We start from the raw sequence: 22,048 nt of genomic DNA, 5'->3' as shown, positions 1-22,048 counted from the left end.
CTGCGGCGCTCACGCGGCGACCCGCTCGGCGTTCGCCGCGGTGATGCCCTTGGTGGAGGCGATCACGGTCTTCAGCTTCTTGGCGAGCGCCTCATAGAACATGCTGAGCGGAAACTCGTCCGGAAGCACGTCGTCGACGAGTTTCCGCGGCGGCTGCGTCAGATCCAGGGCGTCGGGGCCCTTGGCCCAGCGGGAGCCGGGGTGCGGGGCGAGGTACTCGGCGACCAGCTCGTATCCGGCGAACCAGTGGACGAGCTTCGGGCGGTCGATGCCGTCCCGGTAGAGCTGCTCGATGTCGGCGCAGAGCTGGTTGGTGACCTGCGGGGCCCGCTGCCAGTCGATGTGCAGCTTGTTGTCGGTCCAGCGGACCACGTCGTGCTTGTGCAGGTAGGCGAAGAGGAGCTGCCCGCCGAGGCCGTCGTAGTTGCGGACCCGCTCGCCGGTGACCGGGAAGCGGAACATGCGGTCGAAGAGCACCGCGTACTGCACGTCACGGGCCTGCGGAACGCCGTCGGCCTCCAGCTTCACGGCCTCCTTGAAGGCGGTGAGGTCGCAGCGCAGCTCCTCCAGGCCGTACATCCAGAACGGCTGGCGCTGCTTGATCATGAAGGGGTCGAAGGGCAGGTCGCCGTGGCTGTGGGTGCGGTCGTGGACCATGTCCCACAGGACGAAGGCCTCCTCGCAACGCTTCTGGTCGTGGACCATCGCGGCGACGTCCTCGGGCAGTTCCAGGCCCAGGATGTCGACGGCGGCGTCGGTGACGCGGCGGAAGCGGGCGGCCTCGCGGTCGCAGAAGATGCCGCCCCACGAGAAGCGCGCCGGGGCCTCGCGCACGGCGATGGTCTCCGGGAAGAGAACGGCCGAGTTGGTGTCGTAACCGGCGGTGAAGTCCTCGAAGGTGATGCCGCAGAACAGCGGGTTGTCGTACCGGGTGCGCTCCAGCTCGGCCAGCCAGTCGGGCCAGACCATGCGCAGCACGACCGCTTCGAGGTTGCGGTCGGGGTTGCCGTTCTGGGTGTACATCGGGAACACCACGAGGTGCTGGAGGCCGTCCGCGCGGTCGGCGGCCGGCTGGAAGGCCAGCAGCGAGTCCAGGAAGTCGGGCACCTCGAAGCCGTCCTCGGCCCAGCGCCGCAGGTCCCTGACGAGGGCCTCGTGGTAGGCGGCGTCGTGCGGCAGCAGCGGGGACAGCGCCTCGACGGCCCCGACGACCTCCTCGACGGCCTTCTCGGCCTCTCCCGCGGCGGGGGCGTGCTCGGCGTCGAAGTCGATCGAGCCGTCCTTGGACTGCCAGGGCCGGATCCGCTCCACGGCATCCTTGAGCACGGGCCAGGCCGGGTGCTCCACCACCCTACCGACCGAAGGAACAACGCCCTCCGTAGCCATCTGCACAAGAATTTCCGTCATGACCCATCCTCCACGGGAGAACCTTTCGTAGTGACACCGTACGTAGCGAGGGTTCCTCACCGCAAGACCGATCTTGAGCGATCCAGCCGGAAATCTTCCCGCCACCCCTGGCACCTAACCGCTGAATCTCCTGCCACACGCGTCATGGGTCACACTTCGTGCGTCCCGCTCCCCGTACGGAGGCACCCGGAGTCAACGCCCACCGGACTCGCCCACTCAGGGATGACCCGATCTCCGCGCGACGGTGCGCGACCGGTGCGGAAACGGTCCTGTTCTGCGACGTGACACGGCCCGGCACGGCGTGACACGGCCCGAAAGGGCTCGTGCACATGCGGATGCATCGCACGGCGCAAGGACTACGCTGCGCCCCAGCCGCGTGCCGCCCCTCCCCCGGTCACGCGGGCCGAGCCGCCGTCGACGGAAGCGAGTCAACCTTGAACTTCCTCACCATCGGTCACCGCGGAGTCATGGGTGTCGAACCCGAGAACACCCTCCGTTCCTTCGTAGCCGCCGATCGCGCGGGCCTCGACGTCATCGAACTCGATCTGCATCTGAGCAAGGACGGCGCGCTCGTCGTCATGCACGACGCGGACGTGGACCGGACGACCGACGGCACGGGCCCGATCGCCGACAAGACCCTCGCCGAGCTGCGCGCCCTCGACGCCGGCCGCGGCGAGCGCGTCCCCACCTTCGAGGAGGTCCTGGACGCGGTGCGGGCGCCGCTCCAGGCCGAGATCAAGGACACGGCGGCGGCCCGCTCCCTCGCCGAGGTGATGCACCGGCGCGACCTGGTGGGGCGGGTCGAGGTGCTGTCCTTCCACGACGCGGCGGTCGCCGAGATCGCCCGGCTCGTGCCCGGCGTACGCACCGCGCTGGTCGCCAGCCGCTACGGCCCCGACGTGGTGGACCGGGCGGTGGCGGTGGGCGCCGCCACCCTCGTGCTGAACATCCGGCGGCTGACCCTGGAGGTCACCGAGAAGGCCCGCAGGGCGAACCTGCGCATCATCGGCTGGGTGGTGAACACCCAGGACCACCTGCGCCTGGTCCGCGCCCTCCAGCTGGACGGCGCGACGACCGACTACCCGGACATCAAACGAACCGGCCGCTTCACGGCCTGAGGCTCAGCCGAGCTGCTTGACCAGCAGCTCGAACTGCAGATCCGCGCGCCGCGGCACACCGAACCGCTCGTCGCCGTACGGGAACGGGGTCATCCGGCCCGTACGGCGGTAGCCGCGCCGCTCGTACCAGGCGATGAGGTCGTTCCGTACGGAGATCACGGTCATGTGCATCTCCCGGGCGCCCCAGCTCTCGCGCACGATGCGCTCGGCCTCGGCGATGATCACCTTGCCGAGACCGCCGCCCTGGAGGACCGGGCTCACCGCGAACATCCCGAAGTAGGCGTTGGCGCCGCGGAGTTCGAGCTGGCAGCAGGCGACGACCGCGCCGTCCCGCTCGACGGTGAGCAGCCGGCTGTCGGGCGACTTGATGACCTGCAGCACTCCCTCGGGGTCGGTCCGCTGCCCTTCGAGGATGTCCGCCTCCGTGGTCCACCCGGCCCGGCTGGAGTCCCCGCGGTACGCCGACTCGATCAGCGCGACGAGGGCGTCCACGTCGCCGTCGGTGGCGTCACGGAAGGTCAGGCCGGTGGCGGCGGTGTCCATGGGCTGCTCCTGGCGGATGTCTGACGGCTCGAACACGGAAGAGGGTAACGGCCCTCGCGCCCCGGCAAAGGGGGCGGGGAACCTCGCGGGAAGCCCCACCCGCCCGTACCCGCGCCCCTCGTTCCAGCGCCTACCCTCGACGGCATGATCCACGTACTCAGCAGCCGCACCCTCCTGCGCCCCACCGACCCCGAGCGTTCCCGCGCCTTCTACGGCGAGCAGCTCGGACTCCCCGTGTACCGCGAGTTCGGCACGGGCGACCACCGGGGCGTCGTGTACTTCCTCGGCGGCGGCTTCCTGGAGGTCGCGGGCCGCTCCGAGACCCCGCCCTCGCCCGCGGTGAAGCTGTGGCTGCAGGTGGCGGACGTGGCGGTGGCGCACGAGGAGCTGCTGGCGGCCGGGGTGGAGGTGCGGCGGCCACCGGTGAAGGAGCCCTGGGGACTGATCGAGATGTGGATCGCCGACCCGGACGGCACGGAGATCGTGCTGGTGGAGATCCCGGCGGACCATCCGCTGCGGTACCGCCCGGGCATCTGAGGCTCCGTACCCCGGTGGCCGGGGCCTGGGCTCGGGCATAGCGTGCTGGCAGGGGCCCCGGATCCCTCGCGGGAGGAACACCATGAAGCTCGACGAGCCCGTCATCGGTGGACCTTGCTGGACCGAGCTGGGGACCAGCGACCTGGAGGCGGCCAAGCGGTTCTACGCCGAACTGTTCGACTGGCGTCCACGGACCGATCCGCGCCAGGAGGCCGGCGGCTACAGCATCGCGCACCTCGGTGACGCGGCGGTCGCCGCCCTCGCACCGCTGTACCAGGAGTCGCAGCCGGTGGCCTGGAACGTGTCGTTCGCCGTGCGCGACGCGGACGCGGCGGTCCGGGACGTGCGGGCGGCGGGCGGGACCGTGGTGCTGGAGCCCATGGACGTCTTCGACATCGGGCGGTTCGCGGTGGCTTTCGATCCGGGCGGCGCGGCCTTCCAGCTGTGGCAGGCGCGCTCCTTCCCCGGTGCCGGGCTGTTCAACGCGCCCGGCGCGCTCGGCTGGGTCGAGCTGCTGACCCGTGCGCCGGAGCGGGTCAAGTCCTTCTACACGACCGTGTTCGGCTGGAGCGTGACCGCCGGCGAGCACTACACGCGGTGGGGCCTCGACGGCGCCGACTTCGGGGGCATGATCGCGATGGAGGACACGTTCCCGCCCGAGGTGCCCTCGCACTGGCTGCCGTACTTCGCCGTGGAGGACGTCGACGACTCCGCTCGCGTCGCCGTCGAGTCGGGCGGCACTCTCCTCATGGAGCCCACCACCGTGCCGGAGGGGTCCCGCATCGCGGTGCTGCGGGACCCCCAGGGGGCCGCGTTCGGCGTGTACCCGGCCCGGCGAGGAGGGCTGGGCTAGGCGCGCGGCAGGCCCAGCCGGCCCTCTAGCTGGATCAGCAACTCGCCCAGCAGTACGGAGAGTTCGCGGCGGCCTTCGGTGTCGACGCCGGAGAGCACGGCCTCCTCGTAGGCGAGCTGCTCGGGCATGACGCTGTCCACGAGGTCGCGGCCGGCCTCGGTGAGACGGACGTGGGCGACGCGGCGGTCCCGGGCGTCACCACGGCGCTCGACCAGTTCGCGTTCGGTGAGCAGCTTGAGGCGTTTGGTGACGGCGGCGCCGGAGGCGTAGGTCTCGCGGGCGATCTCGCTGGGGGTCAGCTCGTGGCCGGTGCGGCGCAGGGTGCCGAGGACGTCGAACTCGGGGCGGGTGAGGCCGGCGCCGCGCAGGGGCGCGTCCTCGGCCTGTTGCAGGAGCGCGGCGCAGCGGTTGACACGGCCGATGATCTCCATCGGTGCCGTGTCGAGCCCGGGATGGACCGTCTGCCACTGGCGCACCATCTTGGAGACCGTGTCCCCGAGTGCCGCGCCGCGGCCCGCCGCCGACCGTCCGTCGCCTGCCGTCATGCCCGTGCGCCCTCCGCTGACTGGAACCGGTGCCGTCCTGCCGTCGCCGCGAGCGTACGGTGTCCGGCCTGCTCGGCGGGTGTCACCCGCCCCGTGGGCCGGGCGCGTCGCCCCCATTCGCCGATCGCGGTACCGGTGCGGGCGGCCGACGGCCCGTCCCGGCGCCGCACCCCCGCGCGCTCCCCCGCGTACACCCTTGCGCTCGTATGCGCGCCATCGGGCCCGGGCATGCCCTGACCGACTGTCCGACCTCGCTCCCAGCACGGACCGACGTCGTCGAAGGGGGAGGTGCGTGGTGCACGGACCGGTGTCGTCCGGCTGGCTGCTGGTCGCGCTGTGCGCGGTGACCGGGGGGTACTGCCTGCTGCGGATGCGCAGTGCCGTCGAGGAGCAGCGCCTGGCCGCGGGGGGCGAGGCGCTGATGGGGTTCGGCATGGCCGCGATGGCCGTGCCCGCGGCGGTCGTGGCACCGCCGCGCTGGGCCTGGCTCGCCCATGCGGTCGTGTTCGGCGCGGCGGCGGTGCGCGCGCTGTGGTCGGCCCGCGCGAGCGCGCACCATCTGCATCATCTGGTGGGCGCGCTGGCGATGGTCTACATGGCCGGGGTGATGGTCGCCGCGCCGGGCGCGGGCCACGGCGGTGCGGGCCTGCCCCTGGTGACCGGGGTGCTGCTGGTGTACTTCGCCGGCTACGTGCTGTGGGCGGGCCTGCGGCTCATGCCGGTGCCCGCGGCGGCGGGAGCGCGGGCCGGGGCACCGGGGGCCCTGGGCTGGGGCGACCGGCCGGAGCTGGCGCGGGCCTGCCGACTGTCCATGGGCATCGGGATGTTCGCGATGCTGCTGGCGCTCTGAGCGGCGTCGACGGCCCGGGGGGACAGCGGTTCGTCCGGTCGTGGGCCGTATCCGGCCGTGGGCTGCGTCACTTCGGTGGCGCAGCCCGTGTCGCCGTGCACCGGACCGCTCATAGGCTGCGCCTCATGATGGTCCCCGCGGCGTTGTTGCTGCTCGGCGCCCTGACCGCCGTCGTCGCCCCGCGGCTGCTGGCCCGCGCCGACTGGCCGGACCGTGAACCGGTGGTCGCCCTGTGGGTGTGGCAGTGCGTGGTGGCGGCCGTGCTGCTGTGCTGCGTGCTGGCGATGGCCCTGAGTGCGGCGGCCGCCTGGGCCGCGGTGCGCGGGCGGGTGTTCGCGCCGGCGCCGGACGGGGTCGTGGAGGCCTACGCGCTGGGCGGCGGGGGCCGCTGGGCCGTCGGCACCGCCGTGGCGCTCGCCTGCGGCGGGCTGTGGACCGGGGCGATGCTGGTCCGCGAGATCGTCCGGGCCCGGCGGCAGCGGCACCGGCGTCATGCCGAACTCCGCCTGCGCGCACCCTTGTTGCCCGGTGAGGAGCCGGACGGCGACCGGCTCGTGGTGGTGGAGGGCGAGCGGCCGGACGCCTGGTGGCTGCCCGGTGCCGCGCCCCGACTGGTCATCACCACGGCGGCGTTGCGCCGACTGGAGGAACGGCAGGTGGACGCGGTGGTGGCCCATGAGCAGGGGCATGCGCGGGCGCGGCACCACTGGCTGCTGCACTGTGCGGCGGCGCTCGCGGGCGGCTTCCCGCGGGTGCCGGTGTTCGCCGCGTTCCGGGACGAGATGCACCGGCTGGTCGAACTCGCCGCCGACGACACCGCCTCCCGGCGCCACGGCCGCCTCACCATCGCCCTCGCCCTCGTCGGCCTCAACGAGGACCGGGGCGTGTTCGGGCCCTGTCCGACGCCGCAGGACCATGTGCCGCGGCGGGTCGACCGGTTGCTGGCTCCCCCGCGGCGTCTCACCCCGGCGCGTCGGCTGCGGTTGACCGCGTACGCCGCGCTGGTGCCGGTCGTACCCGTGCTGGTGGCTTTCGTTCCCGCTTTGCGGGCACTCGGTAGGTCGTGACATGGCAAAGAGGGGATAAAGAGCAGCCCAAGGACAACGTGCGACGCGACGGCTTTGCTCCGGACGCGCCGCGTGACAGTGATCTCACGCCCCGGCGTTGGCCTCGGCCCCCGGGAGTCGGTCAGGATCGCTGTATGCACACCCCCACCGTCGACGCGCCGCCCCACCGGCCGCCGGCCACCCGCACCGTCCGCGCCGCCGCGGCCTTCGCGGCCTCCTCCGTCCTGCTGCTCGTCCTGGTCGCGATCTCCTGGGCGCCGCTCATGTCGCTGGACGAGAGCATCGCGAACACCACCCACGGCTGGGCTGTAGCGGACCCCGTCCTCACCCAGGCGTTCCGCATCCTCACGGACTGGGTCTGGGACCCGGTGACGATGCGTCTGCTGGTCGCGGCCGTCGCGGTCTGGCTGGTGTGGCGCCACCGGGAATGGTGGCTCGCCCTCTGGCTGGGCATCACGTGCGCGGTGGGGACGGCGCTGCAGCAGGGGCTGAAGGCGGCCGTGGGCCGGGAGCGGCCCGCGTGGCCCGACCCCGTCGACTCCGCCCACTACGCGGCGTACCCGTCGGGCCACGCCATGACGGCCACGGTCGTCCTCGGACTGCTGGTGTGGCTCCTGCACCGCTACGGCGCCGGCCGCGTCGTCATGCGGACCGCCGTGGCGGTGGCCGTGGTCTGCGTCGTCGGTGTCGGACTGAGCCGGATCTGGCTGGGCGTGCACTGGGCGTCGGACGTGCTGGGCGGCTGGCTCCTGGGCGGCCTGACGATCGCGCTGGCGGTGCTGACGTACGAGAGGTGGAGGGCCCCGAGGCGCACTTGACCGGCTGCGAGCGGGCACGAAGGATCGGCGGCATGACGCTCGAAGGGGTGCTGTTCGACTTCTCCGGAACTCTCTTCCGTGCGGAGTCCACCGAGTCCTGGCTCCGTGCGGTCCTGAGGGACGCCGGAATCGTCCTGCCCGAGTCGGAGTCGCTCCGGGCGGCCGAGGCCCTGGAGCGGGCCGGCGCGCTGCCGGGCGGGGCGTATCCGGCGGAGCCGCCGACGGGCGGGCCGGGTGAGCTGTGGGCGGCGCGGGACCGGAGCGCCGAGCAGCACCGGGCCGCCTACACGGCTCTCTCCCGCCGGGTGGCACTTCCCGACCCGGCGCTCCACGACGCGCTGTACGACCGCCATATGACGCCGTCGGCGTGGAGCCCCTACCCGGACGCCGCCGAGGTCCTCGCCACCCTGCGGGAACGCGGGATCGCCGTCGGGGTGGTGAGCAACATCGGCTGGGATCCGCGGCCGGTCTTCCGGGCGCACGGCCTCCACGCGTACGTCGGCGCGTACGCGCTGTCGTACGAACACGGCGTCCAGAAGCCGGATCCCCGGCTGTTCGCGCTCGCCTGCGAGGCGCTCGGCGTGGACGCGCGGAAGACGTTGATGGTGGGCGACGACCGGCGGGCCGACGGCGGTGCGGCGGCTCTGGGATGCGCGGTGCACTTCGTCGACCATCTGCCCGCCTCCGCACGGCCGGACGGGCTGCGGCCGGTGCTGGATCTGGTGGGCTGAGGGGCCGTCGGGCCCCGTCGCCCGAGCGGGCCGGACGGCCGGGTCCCCTGCACCCACGGGCTGTTCACCGGCCGGCTGGGGCACCACCGCCGGACGTCCGTCCCGGACCGTCCCCCGTGCGGCCCGGGACGAACGACGTCCGGGCGGCGGCACACCGGGTCGCCACCCGGAAGCGCCGAGTATAGTTCGCCGGCCGTGGGCCGACGCGGGAGTCGCGGGAGTCGCGGGATGTCCTCGCACGGCACCCCGGTCGGTCGGGGGCCACACCTGCAACGCGGTGTCCCGCCGGTCCCCGAAGGGCCCGGCGGGACGGATGACGGCAGATCCGTCGCGGTGCTTCTACCGGGCGAAGTAGTCCGGCTGCGTCTGCACGTTGAGCTCGGACATGCCGACCTTCTGGGCAGGGTTCGTCCGCGGGTCGTCGAGCTTCAGGACGTCGAAGCCCTTCACCAGGTCGTTCGAGTAGATGTAACCGTTGTAGTAGTACGCCGACCACGAGCCGCCGCCCACCAGGGTGCTGGTGGAGATGGGGCCACGCTCGAAGTAGGCGATCTCCTCGGGCTTGGCGGAGTCGGTGAAGTCCCAGACGGAGATGCCGCCCTGGTACCACGCCTGGACCATGATGTCCTTGCCCTCGACCGGGATCAGCGAGCCGTTGTGGGCGACGCAGTTCTCGGTGTCCGCCTGGTGGCGGGGGATCTTGTAGTAGCTCTTGAAGACGAGCTTGCGCTCGTCGCCCTTGCCGGTGATCTCGTAGATGCCGTCGGCGCCCCGGTTCGGTCCGATCGCCGCGTTGCAGGTGGCCGCGCCGCCGCCGCCCAGCTCGTCGGTGAAGACGACCTTGTCGGCGTCCTGGTTGAAGGTGGCCGAGTGCCAGAACGCGAAGTTCACGTTGTCCTGGACGCGGTCGATGACCTTCGGCTTCTTCGGGTTCTTGATGGAGAACAGGATGCCGTCACCCATGCACGCGCCGGCCGCCAGGTCCTTCGACGGCAGCACCGTGATGTCGTGACAGCCGGTGGTCTTGGAGACACCGGGGTTCGTGGGCGAACCGGGGTTGCCGCCGCCGTCCGCACCCTCACCGGGGAACAGGACCGGGAAGCCGACCACCTTCGCCCGCTCCGGGTGCTTGCGGGACACCTTGATGACCGAGATGCCGTCGTGCGGAGGCTGGCAGTCGGGGAACGCGGCGCTCGGCGAGTACGAGGAGACGTAGACGTAGACGTTCTTGCCGTCGGGCACCAGCGTGTGGGTGTGCGAGCCGCAGGACGTCTCGACGGCGGCGACGTACTTCGGGTGCGCCTTGTCGCTGATGTCGAAGATCTTCATGCCCTCCCACGACGACTTCTCGGTCGCGGGCTGCGTGGTGCTGTTGCAGGAGTTGTCGCTGCGCGAGGAGTCGGTGGACAGGAACAGCAGGTCGCCGGAGACGGAGATGTCGTTCTGCGAGCCCGGGCACAGCACCTGGGCGACGGTCTTCGGCGCCTTCGGGTCGCTGATGTCGAAGACCCGGAAGCCGTCGTAGTTGCCGGCGAAGGCGTACTTGCCCTGGAAGGCGAGGTCCGAGTTGGTGCCCGGCAGCGCCTCCTTGGGGATGTTGGTCAGGTGCTGCATGTTGGCGGAGTGGACGATCTCGTCCTGGCCGGGTATCTCGCCGGCGGCTATCGCCGCCCGCGCCTCGGCGGCGTCGCTCTTGGAGACCTTCTCCCGCACGGCGGGCGCGTCCCCGGGGTCAGGAGTCGCGGCCGCCGGTCCGGCGGTGAGTAACGCGGCCAGGAGACCGGCCGCCGTCGCGGCGACCCCCAGACGTCTGCGCCGCGTCCGAAGGTTGTTCAACAGGGTCACTGTGTCCTCCCGTGTAGCCGTTCGCAGTCGAACGGTTCAGGCTCCTCCGAAGTATCGTCTTCATCATGCACAGATCAACAGGCGGCAATGTACTTGTAACGAACAAATTTGATCACCGATCAGTGAAAGCGTGTGAGGAAAGTTCGTCAACACTCAAGAGGCGTACACCCGTTGCCGTGCCCCAGGAGGTCACTGTGCTCGTTCGCCGCCCACCCCGCGCGCCGCTGGTCACGGCCTCACTGACGGCCGTTCTCCTGGCGCTCGCGGGCTGCGACTCGGGGTCCGGGGCGGACCCCGACGGCGGTTCCGCCCGGTCGAGCGGACCTGCGGTGATCGCCCCCGGAAAACCGGGTGAGGCGGCTCAAACCCTTTCGCCGGAAGAAGTTGAGAAGCAGCGAGCGGAGGATGACACTCCGAATTCCGCGGACTTCGACTACGCGCGCATGATGATCGTGCACCACACCCAGGCGCTGGAGATGACCGAACTCGCCCCCGACCACGCGAAGTCGACCCAGGTGAAGCGGATCGCCGAACGCATCTCGGCCGCCCAGAAGCCCGAGATCGAGGCCATGGAGGGGTGGCTGAAGGTCAACGACGGTGACGAGCACGAGACTTCGCACGACCACGAGGCCATGCCCGGTATGGCGACCGAGGCCCAGATGAAGGAACTCGGTTCCCTCGACGGGGCGAAGTTCGACCGGCTCTTCCTGAAGCTGATGATCACTCATCACGAGGGGGCGATCACCATGGCCACGGACGTGAAGGCACAGGGCAACAACATCCTGGTCGAGGAGATGGCCGACGACGTCATCGCCCAGCAGGCCACGGAGATCAGCCGCATGCGCGACCTGACGACGTAGCCGGCGGCCTGCTCAGCGCCGGGCGTGGCGGGGGCCGAGCAGGCCCTCGTCGCGCGCCCCGGCGATCAGCCGGAGCGACTTGCGGCGGCTGTGCCCGGTCGCGCACATCACGGCGAGGACCGGGTCGTGGCCGGACCGCTGTGCCGCGAGGTACTCCTCGGCCACCAGCCGCCGCCCCTCCACCCCGCGCGGCCACGCGGGCCTGGCCCGCCGCCCGGATCCGTGCGCCGTCCCCGGCAGCTCCTCCTCGGGGTACTCGGGCGTGGTGCCGCACGCCTCGAACAGCGGGCCCTCGATCCAGTCCGCCAGCTCCGTCAGGTCGTCCAGGGACAGCGGCGGCTGGGCGCGCACGTCCTCCAGGGACAGCCGGCCCTCGCAGACCACGGCGAGCACCTCCACCGCGGCGCCGTCCGGGAAGGCCAGCCGCGCGTTGAACCATGCCGTGGCTCCGTCATGCTCCTGCACCTCCCAGGCGGGCCGCACGCTCATGGCGCCGTCCTGCCAGTGGCGGTCGGAAAGATTGAGAAAGGATGCTTCCAGCACATACGCAACGTAAGCGCATGATCACATTCTCTGCGAATAGGCACGCGTACCGGGGGCGCACGGCACCCCTACGGCGCAGCACCCCTGCCTCACGTCCGCGCCCCTCCCCCGGCGGGCGCCGCGGTGCCATCCTGGAGACACCAGCGATCTCCTCGCGCAAAGGAGTTCCGCCGTGCTACGTGTCGCCGTCGTCGGATCGGGGCCGAGCGGGTGCTACACCGCCCAGAGCCTCGTCCAGCAGGACCCGGACGTGCTCGTCGACGTACTGGACCGGCTGCCGTGCCCGTACGGCCTGGTGCGCTACGGGGTCGCGCCGGACCACGAGAAGATCAAGTCGCTGCAGAACAACCTGCGTGCCGTGCTGGAGCACGAGCGGGTGCGTTTCCTCGGCGGTGTCCGGGTGGGCTCGGACGGAGTGGGTGCCGCCCGGCTGCGGGAGCTGTACCACGCGGTCGTGTACTGCGTGGGCGCCGCCGCCGACCGTCGGCTCGGCATCCCGGGCGAGGAGTTGCGCGGCAGTTGGTCGGCCACCGAGTTCGTCTCCTGGTACAGCGCCCATCCGGACGCGACGGCCTGCGCGTTCGACGGACCCGCCCTCGGCGCGCGGACGGCCGTGGTCATCGGCGTCGGGAACGTCGCGGTGGACGTCACCCGCATGCTGGCGCGCGGCGCGACCGAGCTGAGCCCCACCGACATGCCGCAGGCCGCGCTGGCCTCCCTCGCCGCCAGCGAGGTCACCCGCGTCCACATGGTGGGCCGCCGGGGCCCCTCGCACGCCCGCTTCACCACCAAGGAGCTGCGCGAGCTGAGCACCCTCCCGGACACCCGGGTCGACGTCAACCCGGCCGAGCTGGAGCTGGACCCGGACTACGTCGACCCCTCGTCCCTCCCCGCCGCCCGGCGCCGCAACGTGGAGGTCCTGCGTGGCTGGGCCACCGCGCCGGCCCCCTACGGCCGTCGCCGCATCCGGCTGCGCTTCTTCCTGCGCCCCGTGGAGATCCTCGCCGACGGCGACCGGGTCTGCGGCGTACGCCTGGAGCGCACCGAACCCGACGCTCACGGCGGCCTGACCGGCACCGGCCGCTACGAGGAGGTCGAGGCACAGTTGGTCCTGCGCTCGGTCGGCTACCGGGGCGTCCCCCTCGACGGCCTCCCCTTCGACCCGGCCGGCGGCACGGTCCCGCACAGCGCCGGGCGCGTGCTGCGCGACGGCCGGCCCTCTCCCGGCGAGTACGTGGCCGGCTGGATCAAGCGCGGCCCCACCGGAGTGATCGGCACCAACCGCCCCTGTGCCAAGGAGACGGTGACATCGCTCCTGCTGGACGCGCCGGAGCTGGCGTCCAGGCGCGTGCCGGACGACCCGGTGGCGGCCCTGCGCGCGGAGGGGTGCGAGCCGGTCGAGTGGTGGGGCTGGCAGGCGATCGAGCGTGCCGAGGCGGCGCTCGGGGCCTCGCTGGGCAGAGGTGTGGTCAAGCTCCCCGACTGGGAGTCGCTCATGACGGCGGCCCACACCGGCCGGCGCTGAAGCGGCCCCGGCGCACGCTGCCGTACGGCCTCGCGCCGGTCCGCCCGAGGCCGAGCGGACCGAGCGGGACCGCGTCGGTCCGGCGGCGGGTCGGCCGCTCACCCCCGCTGGAGGAGCCGGGCCGGGACCGTCTCGGCCAGGATCCGGTAGCCCTCCGGGTTGAGGTGCAGCCAGTCGCCGTCGTGGAGGCCGGGCAGGAGCCGGCCGGGGTTCCGCGGGTCGCGGACCGCGCGGTCGAAGTCGATGACGGCGTCGAAGCGTCCGCTGGTGCGGATCCAGGTGTTGACGGCCTGCCGCGCGGCCTCGCGGTGTCCGGCGGTGTCGTCGTAGGGGGTGTTGCCGCCGAAGGGCAGGAGGGTCGCGCCGTAGACACGGATGCCCTGGGCGTGTGCGCGGACGACGATCTGCTCGTAGGCGGCGATCAGGTCGGCGGTGACGCGCTGCTGGGCGGCGGGGGTGGCCTCGGCGGTGCCGAGGTCGTTGACGCCCTCGAAGACGATCAGTTGTTCGACGCCGCTGTGTGCCAGGATGTCGCGGTCCAGGCGGGCGAGGGCGTTGGGGCCGAGACCGTCGTTGAGGACACGGTTGCCGCCGGCCGCCAGGTTCACCACGGCGAGGTGCCGGGTGCCGGGCCGCTGCTGGAGACGGTCGAAGAGCTGGTCGGGCCAGCGGTTGTTGCCGTTGGTGGTGGAGCCCCGGCCGTCGGTGAGCGAGTCGCCGAGGACGGCGACCGAGGACGTGGCGGGCCGGGACAGCACCTCGATGTCGCTGAGCAGGTACCAGTGGTTGGTCGGGGTCGCGCCGGGGAGGTCCGCGTCCTCGGTGCGGTCGCCGTGGTCGAGGTACGAGGTGGTGCGGGAGCCGGGGTGCGAGGTGAGGGCGAGCGACGCCTGCCCCTCGGCCAGGTACGCGGTCACCGTGAGGACCGTGCCCGGCCGTAGCGTGAAGTCCAGCGGGTCGGAGACCACTTGGGCGCCGACCGGTACGGTCGTGGACTCCCGGCCGCTGAACGTCACGGTCCGGGAGGTGCCGGGTTCGATCGCCGCGACCCCGGCCCGCCCCTCCAGCGGCAGGGCAACCGTCACGGCGGTCAGCGGCAGCGCGCTGCCGCCGAAGGCGTTGGAGAAGCGCAGCCGGACACGGTCGCCGCCGGTGGTGACCCGCACGGTCTGCCGCAGGGTGGTGTCGACCAGTACGGCCCGCTCCCCGGTGAACGGCGCCGGGGGCATGTTGCCCGGCTCGGTCAGCTGCGGCATGGCGGACCAGGTGTTCACCCAGTGCCGGGCGGACGACGCCGTCTCGCCCGTGCCGGCCCCCTCCGCCCGCCGCGGGCTCCCGACCAGGGCGACCACGGCGGACGACGCCACCACCAGGGCCAGGGCGAGGACGCAGGTGGCGAGCACGGTCGCGAGCGGCGCCCGGCTCGACGGCTCGGCGGGCTGTGGGCTGCTGAGCGGTCGCAAGTGCGGTGCCTTTCTCGGAGGTCGGGCAGGACGAACCGTCTCCGGGCGCGCGCCGCGTGGGCGCCCGCCCGGAAGGGGCCGGCCGGAGCAGGACACAGGGTCGGATCGGGTCACGTCACATCACGTCAACCGCCCTTGCACACGGCCCCGTTGAGCGAGAACGCCGAGGGTGCGGCACTGTTGCCGGTGTGGTTGGCCTGGTAGCCGATGCTGACGCTCGCGCCGGGGGCGATCGCGGCGTTGTACGAGGCGTTGGTCGCGGTCACGGCGCCGCTCGTCGGGCTGTACGTGGCGCCCCAGCCGCCGGTGACGGTCTGTCCCGAGGGGAGGGTGAAGCCCAGCTTCCAGCCGTCGACCGCCGTCGTACCGGTGTTGGTGACGGTCACCGACGCGGTCAGGCCGGTGCTCCAGGCCTGGGTGGTGACGGTCACCTTGCAGGGGCCGGCCGGAGGCTGGGGCGCGGGGCCGGAGCCGTTCAGGCCGAAGAAGGTGAGGACGCGCTCGGCCATGCCCCAGGCGTACAGATTGTGGCCGGTGCCCTGGAGGCTGATGGCCTCGACGAGGGCGCGGTCACCGGTGCCGCCGTAGCGGGTGCGGGTCCAGCCGGCCTGGGGCGAGTCGGTGGCCGACGGCGTCTGGCCGACGCCGTGCACATTGGTCCACTGCTTGATCTCCTCGCCGAAGTTCGGATAGCGCAGCACGTCGTCGGTGGTGCCGTGCCACAGCTGCATGCGCGGGCGGGGTCCGGTGTAGCCGGGGTGGGCCCCCCGGACGAGATCGCCCCAGGCCTGCGGGGTGCGGATGACGTTGCCGTTCGCGCAGTCGCTGTTCCACTCGGAGCCGTTGGTGGTGGCGAAGCAGGCGAAGGGCACACCCGCGAAGGCGGCGCCGGCGGCGAACACGTCGGGGTAGTCGCCGAGGAGGACGTTGGTCATCATCGCGCCGGAGGAGATACCGGTGGCGAAGATCCTGCTGGTGTCGGCGCCGTAGGTGCGGACGGTCCAGTCGACCATGGACTTGATGCCCACGGGGTCGCTGCCGCCGCCGCGGGTCAGCGCCTGCGGGGAGGCGACGTCGAAGCACTTGCTGCTGCGGGTGACGGACGGGTACACGACGATGAACCCGTACCGGTCGGCCAGCGAGGCGTACTCGGTGCCGTTGTACATCGCCGGTCCCGAGCCGGTGCAGTAGTGCACGGCCACCACGATCGCCGGCTTCGTGGTGACGCTGTCCGGCACGTACAGGTACATCTGCAGGTTGCTGGGGTTCGTGCCGAAGCCAGTGATCTCGGTGAGCGCGGCCCGGGGAGCGGCCTCGGCCCTCGCGTCCGCCGCGGCGGCGGTGGGCGCGGTCAGCAGTGCGGCCGCGAGCAGCGGCACCAGGGCCGCCAGCAGCGTGAGGAGCACCGAGCGCGGCGATGTCCGCGCCCGGTCGTGGGGGGTGGGGGTCACGTCGTCGTGCCTTCCTGTGACGGAGATCGGCAGAAAGGAGGGAGCGGTTCGGATGAGCGGATCAGCATCGTGACATGGGCATGGCAGCCATGGAAGCGCTCCCACACGTCGAAAGAATTCGCTCGCACCACCCCGGCGACCTCGCCCCGCGCCCGCACCCGACGCGGCCCGCAGCCCCCACCAGGCCCGACCCAACCTCTTTTGCGCAAAGCGTTGACTAGAAAGCGCTTGCCCTCTACGTTCCGTTCAGCAGTGTGAACCGGCGACCGTACCCCACCCCAGGGTCCGGGCCCGCCGGAGCCAGTCCGTTCCCGGGAAATCGCTCCACCTGCATCATCGAGATCCACGCGGCACTCCTTCCGCTCGCACACGTGGATCACAATAGTGAATCTCGTTCATATACATAGCCCGACAGCATCTCCCCTGAAGGGACGCACCCGCATGCGTACCGTCCCCCCACGTACACAGGCGCAAAGATCGGTTCTGGTGGCCGCGGCGGCCGCCCTGGTGACGACCGCCGCCCTCGCCCTGCCGCACTCCGCCGCCGCGGCGGAGACCTCCCCGGTCGGCTTCGGCGCCGGGACCACCGGTGGTGGCGGCGCCGCCCCCGTCACGGTCTCGACGCTCGCCGCGTTCAAGGCCGCCGTCACCGGCGACACGGCCAAGGTCGTCCGCGTGAGCGGCCTGATCTCACTGAGCGGCCAGGTGGACCTCGGTTCCCACACCACGGTGCTCGGCGTGGGTTCGTCGTCCGGGTTCACCGGTGGCGGCCTGCGGATCAAGGAGCGGACCAACGTCGTCGTCCGCAACCTGAACATCAGCAGGCCGGTCGCGCCCGCGGACGGGATCACGGTCCAGGAGTCCACGAAGGTGTGGATCGACCACAACTCCTTCTCCGCGGACCGCACGCACGACAAGGACCACTACGACGGCCTGCTGGACATCAACCACGGCTCGGACAACGTGACGGTGTCCTGGAACACCTTCAAGGAGCACTTCAAGGGCTCACTCGTCGGCCACAGCGACAAGAACGCCTCCGAGGACACCGGGCACCTGAAGGTGACGTACCACCACAACCACTTCAGCGACGTGTACTCGCGCATCCCCAGCCTGCGCTTCGGCACCGGGCACTTCTACAACAACTACGTGGACGGCGCCGAGACCGCCTGCCACTCGCGCATGGGCGCCCAGATGCTCGTGGAGAACAACGTCTTCCGCAACACGGGAGTCGCGGTCACCACGAACCGCAGCAGTGACGTGGACGGCTACGCGAACCTGCGCGGCAACGACCTCGGTGGGGCCGCCACCGAGATCTCCCGGGCGGGCAGCTTCACCGCCCCGCCCTACGGCTACACCGCCGAGCCCGTCTCCTCCGTCGTCGCCTCGGTGACGTCGGGCGCGGGCGCCGGGAAACTCTGAGCTCCGCCACCCCCCATCCGCCAGGACAACAGAAGGAATCGGGACATGACTTCTGCAGCACGTCCGCGTGCCCGCACGCGCGCGCTGACCGGCACGCTCGCCGCGTTCAGCCTCTCGTTTGGCATGATCATGACTAGCGGGGCCACTCCGGCGAACGCCGCCACCTGGCCGTCCGCCAACGGCAGTCAGCCGGTGTCCTCCACCATCTCGGTGTCGGGCACCAGGGACGGCGGCATGGTCCGCTACTACGGCAGCGGCGAACTGGCCGGCGACGGCCAGGACGAGGGCCAGGACCCGATCTTCAAGCTCGCGGCCGGCGCGACCCTGAAGAACGTCATCATCGGCGCGCCCGGCGCCGACGGCATCCACTGCGAGGGCAACTGCACTCTGCAGAACGTCTGGTGGGAGGACGTCGGCGAGGACGCGGCGACCTTCCGCGGCGGCTCCACCTACACGGTGACCGGCGGCGGCGCCCGGAAGGCGGCGGACAAGGTCTTCCAGCACAACGGGCCCGGCACCCTGAACATCTCCAACTTCGCGGTCAGCGAGTTCAAGACGCTGTACCGCTCGTGCGGCGACTGCTCCACGCAGTACACCCGCAAGGTGAACCTCAACAACATCGAGGTGACCGGCACGGGCTCCACCGCGCGGCTCGTCGGCATCAACGTCAACCGGGGCGACGTGGCGACCCTGCGGAGGATCACGATCCTCAACGACAGCGGCCGCAAGGTCGTCCCGTGCCAGAAGTACAACAACAACACCGCAGCCGGCACGGGCCCCGACAGCACCAACTGCCTGTACGCCTCCTCGGACATCACCTACCGGTGAGCCCGCTCCTCACCCACCGGTGAGTCCCCCGGCGGCCGGACGGAGCCTCCCCCCACGGGCCTCGTCCGGCCGCCGGCCATGTGCGGAACCCTCCCCCACGGACCCGATACGGCGCCGGGGGGGCCGCGGCGGTCACCGTCACATGTCCGCCCCGACCGCTCTCACCAGATCTTGCGCTCCCAGAGCGGGCCGATCCGCTCCCACTCCTCGTCCCACTGGTCCATCCGCCGCCGCTCCATCCGGCCCCGGACGAGCCGGCCGCCCACGAAGGGCACGGCGGCCACGAACAGACCCGCGAGCGTGCCGACGAGCGTGGCGCGCAGCCGGGCCTGGGCCTCACTGGCGGGCTTGGTGACCAGCAGGCCCTCGGCGTCCGTCCACACGGTGACGGGGGCGCCCATCAGGGTGGCGGGGTCGACCCGTGCCTGTCCCTCGTGGGCGGAACCGTCCGGGGCCGTCCAGCGGACCTTCGCCCAGACCTTCTCCGTGCCCGTGCCGCTCTGGCCGGAGGGCTCCGGCGCGTCCTCGGTGAGGACCGCGCCGACCGGGCGCCACTCGGCGCGCTGGCGGGCGAGACCGGACTCCACCGAGCCGGCGGCCATGAGGCCCGTCGTCACCCCGCCGAACAGCGTCAGGGCGAAGGTGAGCAGGACGACATAGGACTCCAGCCGGTCGCCGCGGCGTCTGAGCGGGTTGCGCCGCCATCGCCACAGCCACACCTTCGGACCACGGAATGCCACCATCGGAGGCACCCTCCCTCGCGCACGCAGGACTGCCGGACCGCTCTCCCATACGGCGGCGGCCCGCCCTCTGCTCATGCGACGTGGGTCACCCCCGCCGGGCCCGGCCGGTCCCCGGCCCGCACACCGCACCCCTCCACGCCCGCTGACCTGGGGCGAAGGCGTGTCAGGGGGTGACTGTCAGTGGCGGGGTGCAGACTGGCCCATGGCTGAGACGACGATGTCCAGGAGGTGGCCGGGATGGCCGAGGTACTGCTCACCGTAGGCACACGCAAGGGGCTGTTCATCGGGCGCCGACGCGGTGACACCTGGCAGTTCGACGAGACCCCGTACTTCAACGCGCAGGCCGTCTACGCGGTCGCCATCGACACCCGTACGGACACCCCGCGGCTCCTCGTCGGCGGCGACAGCGCCCACTGGGGCCCCTCCGTCTTCCACTCCGACGACCTCGGCCGCACCTGGACCGAGCCGGCCCGGCCGGCCGTCAGGTTCCCCCAGGACACCGGTGCCTCGCTGGAGCGCGTGTGGCAGCTGCACCCGGCGGCGGCGGAGCCGGACGTGGTGTACGCGGGCACGGAGCCGGCCGCGCTCTACCGCTCCGAGGACCGGGGGGTGAGCTTCGAGCTGGTGCGGCCGCTGTGGGAGCACCCGACGCGCGACAGGTGGGTGCCGGGCGGCGGTGGCGAGGGGCTGCACACGATCCTCACCGACCGGCGCGACCCGCGCGCGATGACCGTGGCCGTCTCCACCGCGGGGGTCTTCCGCACCGAGGACGGCGGCGCGAGCTGGTCGCCCTCTAACTCCGGCGTCTCGGCGGTGTTCCTTCCGGACCCGAACCCGGAGTTCGGGCAGTGCGTGCACAAGGTCACCCGGGACGCGGTGACCCCCGACCGGCTGTATCTGCAGAACCACTGGGGGGTGTACCGCAGCGACGACGGGGGCGCCCACTGGGAGGACATCGGCGAGGGCCTGCCCTCCACGTTCGGGTTCGCGGCCGTCGCCCACCCGCACCGCGGGGACACCGCCTATGTGTTCCCGATCACCGCCGACGCCGACCGCGTCCCGGCCGACCGCCGCTGCCGGGTCTACCGCACGGCGGACGCGGGCAAGAGCTGGGAGCCGCTGTCGGCGGGCCTGCCGACCGAGGACCACTACGGCACGGTCCTGCGCGACGCGATGTGCACGGACGACGCGGACCCGGCGGGCGTGTACTTCGGCAACCGCAACGGCGAGGTGTACGCGTCGGCAGACGACGGCGACACCTGGCACCAGTTGATGTCGCACCTGCCGGACGTGCTGTGCGTGCGCGCGGCGGTCGTCGGCTGAGCGACGGGGGGACGGAAGGACGGGAAGACGCAGATCCGGCTGGGCGAAGACCCTCGGACCGCCGTGGGGCACGGGACCACTCCGTGTCGTCCGGCGGCAGGCGGGCCGGGCCGGGCCCGGGGGTGGGAAGCGGGCGACGGTGCCGCCCTGCGGCGGCGGTGCGTCAGCGCTGTGCGGTGTCGTCGCCCGTCTGCCCGGCGTCCTCGGCCGTGCCGGCCTTCTCGCGCATCTTGCGCAGCAGCTCCGCCTTCTGGTCGGCGGCGACCTGGCGGTCCTGGTTGCGGTGCGGACCGTTGTTCTGCCGTTCGGCGCGGGACAGCTTCTTGCGCTTGCCGCCGCCCATGCCCACGGGGTTGTTGATGTTCTTGCTCATGGGTTCTCCCGGAATGATGCGAAGTGGTCTACGGATTCATCGGTGGGGGACGGGCGCGGCGACGTCGAAGGACGTCAGCAGGGGCCCATCACGCTCTCACTCGTAAATCGGCGTCTGGAAGAACATGACCATGACGTTACCCGGTTCCGTCGGGGCCGCACACCACGTTTTTCGCCGTCGCTCCTGTGCGACGGGTCGTGGGGGCGTCCTCCGGCCACCGGTACGGGTGCCCGGCTGCCTCGGTCACCGGTCCGGCGCGGGGGTCTGCGGGCCGCCCGCGCCGGGACCGCACCGCTCGTCCCTGAGGGAGGCCCCGGCCGGAAGACCGACATCCTCCGAGCCACGCATGTGAACCGTGCCCTACGGCAGGCGCCAGTCCACGGGCTGGGCGCCCTGGCTCAGCAGCAGGTCGTTGGCCCGGCTGAACGGACGCGAACCGAAGAAACCCCGGTCGGCCGACATCGGGGACGGATGCGCGGACTCGATCGCCGGAAGCTCTCCCAGCAACGGCCGCAGATTGCGCGCGTCGCGGCCCCAGAGAATGGACACCAGCGGCTTCCCCCGTCCGGCCAGCGCCCGTATCGCCTGCTCGGTGACCTCCTCCCAGCCCTTTCCGCGGTGCGCCGCCGGCTTGCGCGGGGCCGTGGTGAGGGCCCTGTTGAGCAGCAGGACGCCCTGCTGTGCCCACGGCGTCAGATCGCCGTTCGACGGCCTGGGCAGCCCGAGGTCGGAGTGCATCTCGCGGTAGATGTTCTCCAGGCTGCCCGGCAGCGAACGCACCTCCGGCGAGACGGCGAAGCTCAACCCGATCGCCATGCCGGGTGTGGGATAGGGATCCTGACCGACGATCAGGACGCGGACGTCGTCGAAGGGCTGCTGGAAGGCCCGCAGGACGTTCGCCCCGGACGGCAGGTACGTCCGGCCCGCCGCTATCTCGGCCCGCAGGAAGTCCCCCATCCCGGCGATACGTTCGGCCACCGGCTCAAGGGCCTTCGCCCAGCCCGCTTCGACAAGTTCATGCAAAGGTCGTGGTGCCACGGCGCGTCACTCTACTGGCACACACAGACACCCCGCATACCCCGGCAGGACGCCCGCACCGCCCGCCCCGCAGGCGCTACCCTTCGTCGTCATCCAGATCTTCGAACCGGTCGAGCAGGTCACGCCGCCGGTCACCGGGAAGGAGGGGACTTGTCGCATCCGGTGCTC

Annotated in this window: 22 protein-coding genes; 12 read left to right on the top strand and 10 right to left on the bottom strand. The window is 71.9% G+C overall.

Annotated features, from left to right (window positions below; all coding sequences use genetic code 11):
• Positions 1–9: 9 nt before the first annotated feature.
• Positions 10–1,407, bottom strand: coding sequence for a DUF6421 family protein (locus STRBO_RS0119110; protein WP_028796743.1), 1,398 nt, complete (start codon positions 1,405–1,407; stop codon positions 10–12).
• Positions 1,408–1,841: 434 nt separating this feature from the next.
• On the opposite strand from STRBO_RS0119110, the gene STRBO_RS0119105 reads away from it, so the two are divergent.
• Positions 1,842–2,525 carry a glycerophosphodiester phosphodiesterase gene (locus STRBO_RS0119105; protein WP_005474831.1) on the top strand — a complete coding sequence of 228 codons (684 nt, stop codon included), beginning with the start codon at positions 1,842–1,844 and terminating at the stop codon, positions 2,523–2,525.
• A gap of 3 nt (positions 2,526–2,528) precedes the next feature.
• Here STRBO_RS0119105 and STRBO_RS0119100 read toward each other — a convergent pair whose 3' ends face one another.
• Positions 2,529–3,068, bottom strand: coding sequence for a GNAT family N-acetyltransferase (locus STRBO_RS0119100; RefSeq protein WP_020114611.1), 540 nt, complete (start codon positions 3,066–3,068; stop codon positions 2,529–2,531).
• 144 nt (positions 3,069–3,212) lie between these two features.
• Here STRBO_RS0119100 and STRBO_RS0119095 point away from each other — a divergent pair, with 144 nt between their 5' ends.
• Entirely contained in the window at positions 3,213–3,605 is a 393-nt protein-coding gene (locus STRBO_RS0119095) for a VOC family protein (RefSeq protein WP_005474836.1), read from the top strand.
• An 82-nt stretch (positions 3,606–3,687) separates the two neighbouring features.
• Positions 3,688–4,458 (top strand): VOC family protein, encoded by a 771-nt coding sequence (locus STRBO_RS0119090; RefSeq protein ID WP_005474837.1) that lies wholly within the window; start codon positions 3,688–3,690, stop codon positions 4,456–4,458.
• Here the strand turns inward: STRBO_RS0119090 and STRBO_RS0119085 are convergent.
• Positions 4,455–5,003: a MarR family winged helix-turn-helix transcriptional regulator gene (locus STRBO_RS0119085; RefSeq protein WP_005474838.1), complete on the bottom strand. Its 549-nt coding sequence runs from the start codon at positions 5,001–5,003 to the stop codon at positions 4,455–4,457. The two genes, STRBO_RS0119090 and STRBO_RS0119085, sit on opposite strands and share 4 nt — an antisense overlap.
• Before the next feature lie 295 nt (positions 5,004–5,298).
• Between STRBO_RS0119085 and STRBO_RS0119080 the strand changes: the two genes are divergently transcribed.
• From STRBO_RS0119080 to STRBO_RS0119065, 4 genes are all read left to right on the top strand, one after another.
• On the top strand, positions 5,299–5,853 hold the full coding sequence (locus STRBO_RS0119080; RefSeq protein ID WP_028796742.1) for a DUF5134 domain-containing protein: 555 nt from the start codon (positions 5,299–5,301) through the stop codon (positions 5,851–5,853).
• A 125-nt stretch (positions 5,854–5,978) separates the two neighbouring features.
• Complete coding sequence (locus STRBO_RS0119075) at positions 5,979–6,920, top strand: M56 family metallopeptidase (protein ID WP_005474840.1); 942 nt, start codon at positions 5,979–5,981, stop codon at positions 6,918–6,920.
• Positions 6,921–7,054: 134 nt separating this feature from the next.
• On the top strand, positions 7,055–7,738 hold the full coding sequence (locus STRBO_RS0119070; protein WP_005474841.1) for a phosphatase PAP2 family protein: 684 nt from the start codon (positions 7,055–7,057) through the stop codon (positions 7,736–7,738).
• Positions 7,739–7,770: 32 nt separating this feature from the next.
• On the top strand, positions 7,771–8,469 hold the full coding sequence (locus tag STRBO_RS0119065) for an HAD family hydrolase (protein ID WP_005474844.1): 699 nt from the start codon (positions 7,771–7,773) through the stop codon (positions 8,467–8,469).
• 339 nt (positions 8,470–8,808) lie between these two features.
• On the opposite strand, the gene STRBO_RS0119060 is transcribed toward STRBO_RS0119065, so the two are convergent.
• Complete coding sequence (locus tag STRBO_RS0119060) at positions 8,809–10,314, bottom strand: LVIVD repeat-containing protein (RefSeq protein WP_005474846.1); 1,506 nt, start codon at positions 10,312–10,314, stop codon at positions 8,809–8,811.
• A 194-nt stretch (positions 10,315–10,508) separates the two neighbouring features.
• Here STRBO_RS0119060 and STRBO_RS0119055 point away from each other — a divergent pair, with 194 nt between their 5' ends.
• Positions 10,509–11,174 (top strand): DUF305 domain-containing protein, encoded by a 666-nt coding sequence (locus STRBO_RS0119055; protein ID WP_028796741.1) that lies wholly within the window; start codon positions 10,509–10,511, stop codon positions 11,172–11,174.
• Positions 11,175–11,186: 12 nt separating this feature from the next.
• On the opposite strand, the gene STRBO_RS0119050 is transcribed toward STRBO_RS0119055, so the two are convergent.
• Positions 11,187–11,663 carry a DUF6214 family protein gene (locus STRBO_RS0119050; RefSeq protein ID WP_020114609.1) on the bottom strand — a complete coding sequence of 159 codons (477 nt, stop codon included), beginning with the start codon at positions 11,661–11,663 and terminating at the stop codon, positions 11,187–11,189.
• Between the two features lie 226 nt (positions 11,664–11,889).
• On the opposite strand from STRBO_RS0119050, the gene STRBO_RS0119045 reads away from it, so the two are divergent.
• Positions 11,890–13,242 (top strand): FAD-dependent oxidoreductase, encoded by a 1,353-nt coding sequence (locus STRBO_RS0119045; RefSeq protein WP_005474850.1) that lies wholly within the window; start codon positions 11,890–11,892, stop codon positions 13,240–13,242.
• Positions 13,243–13,340: 98 nt separating this feature from the next.
• Here the strand turns inward: STRBO_RS0119045 and STRBO_RS0119040 are convergent, their stop codons facing one another.
• Both STRBO_RS0119040 and STRBO_RS0119035 read right to left on the bottom strand, forming a co-directional pair.
• The gene (locus tag STRBO_RS0119040) at positions 13,341–14,645 is read right to left on the bottom strand and encodes an SGNH/GDSL hydrolase family protein (protein WP_005474862.1); all 1,305 of its coding nucleotides are present in this window, start codon (positions 14,643–14,645) and stop codon (positions 13,341–13,343) included.
• Between the two features lie 185 nt (positions 14,646–14,830).
• A complete protein-coding gene (locus STRBO_RS0119035; RefSeq protein WP_020114608.1) occupies positions 14,831–16,156 on the bottom strand; it encodes an extracellular catalytic domain type 1 short-chain-length polyhydroxyalkanoate depolymerase in 1,326 nt (441 codons plus the stop codon).
• Between the two features lie 441 nt (positions 16,157–16,597).
• Between STRBO_RS0119035 and STRBO_RS0119030 the strand changes: the two genes are divergently transcribed.
• Both STRBO_RS0119030 and STRBO_RS0119025 read left to right on the top strand, forming a co-directional pair.
• Positions 16,598–17,575, top strand: coding sequence for a pectate lyase family protein (locus STRBO_RS0119030; RefSeq protein WP_028796740.1), 978 nt, complete (start codon positions 16,598–16,600; stop codon positions 17,573–17,575).
• Positions 17,576–17,620: 45 nt separating this feature from the next.
• Entirely contained in the window at positions 17,621–18,403 is a 783-nt protein-coding gene (locus STRBO_RS0119025) for a pectate lyase (RefSeq protein ID WP_005474876.1), read from the top strand.
• A 161-nt stretch (positions 18,404–18,564) separates the two neighbouring features.
• On the opposite strand, the gene STRBO_RS0119020 is transcribed toward STRBO_RS0119025, so the two are convergent.
• Positions 18,565–19,146, bottom strand: a complete 582-nt coding sequence (locus STRBO_RS0119020; RefSeq protein ID WP_005474877.1) for an Rv1733c family protein — start codon at positions 19,144–19,146, stop codon at positions 18,565–18,567.
• 237 nt (positions 19,147–19,383) lie between these two features.
• Here STRBO_RS0119020 and STRBO_RS0119015 point away from each other — a divergent pair, with 237 nt between their 5' ends.
• Positions 19,384–20,469 (top strand): WD40/YVTN/BNR-like repeat-containing protein, encoded by a 1,086-nt coding sequence (locus STRBO_RS0119015; protein WP_005474878.1) that lies wholly within the window; start codon positions 19,384–19,386, stop codon positions 20,467–20,469.
• Positions 20,470–20,632: 163 nt separating this feature from the next.
• On the opposite strand, the gene STRBO_RS0119010 is transcribed toward STRBO_RS0119015, so the two are convergent.
• Both STRBO_RS0119010 and STRBO_RS0119005 read right to left on the bottom strand, forming a co-directional pair.
• A complete protein-coding gene (locus STRBO_RS0119010; RefSeq protein ID WP_005474879.1) occupies positions 20,633–20,842 on the bottom strand; it encodes a DUF6243 family protein in 210 nt (69 codons plus the stop codon).
• Positions 20,843–21,202: 360 nt separating this feature from the next.
• Positions 21,203–21,880: a uracil-DNA glycosylase gene (locus tag STRBO_RS0119005; RefSeq protein ID WP_028796738.1), complete on the bottom strand. Its 678-nt coding sequence runs from the start codon at positions 21,878–21,880 to the stop codon at positions 21,203–21,205.
• Between the last annotated feature and the right edge of the window lie 168 nt (positions 21,881–22,048).

Source organism: Streptomyces bottropensis ATCC 25435, from assembly GCF_000383595.1.
In the GTDB taxonomy this organism is placed as follows: domain Bacteria; phylum Actinomycetota; class Actinomycetes; order Streptomycetales; family Streptomycetaceae; genus Streptomyces; species Streptomyces bottropensis.
Note: the sequence above shows the minus strand (reverse complement) of the source record. Positions and strands in the feature narration are given on the sequence as shown.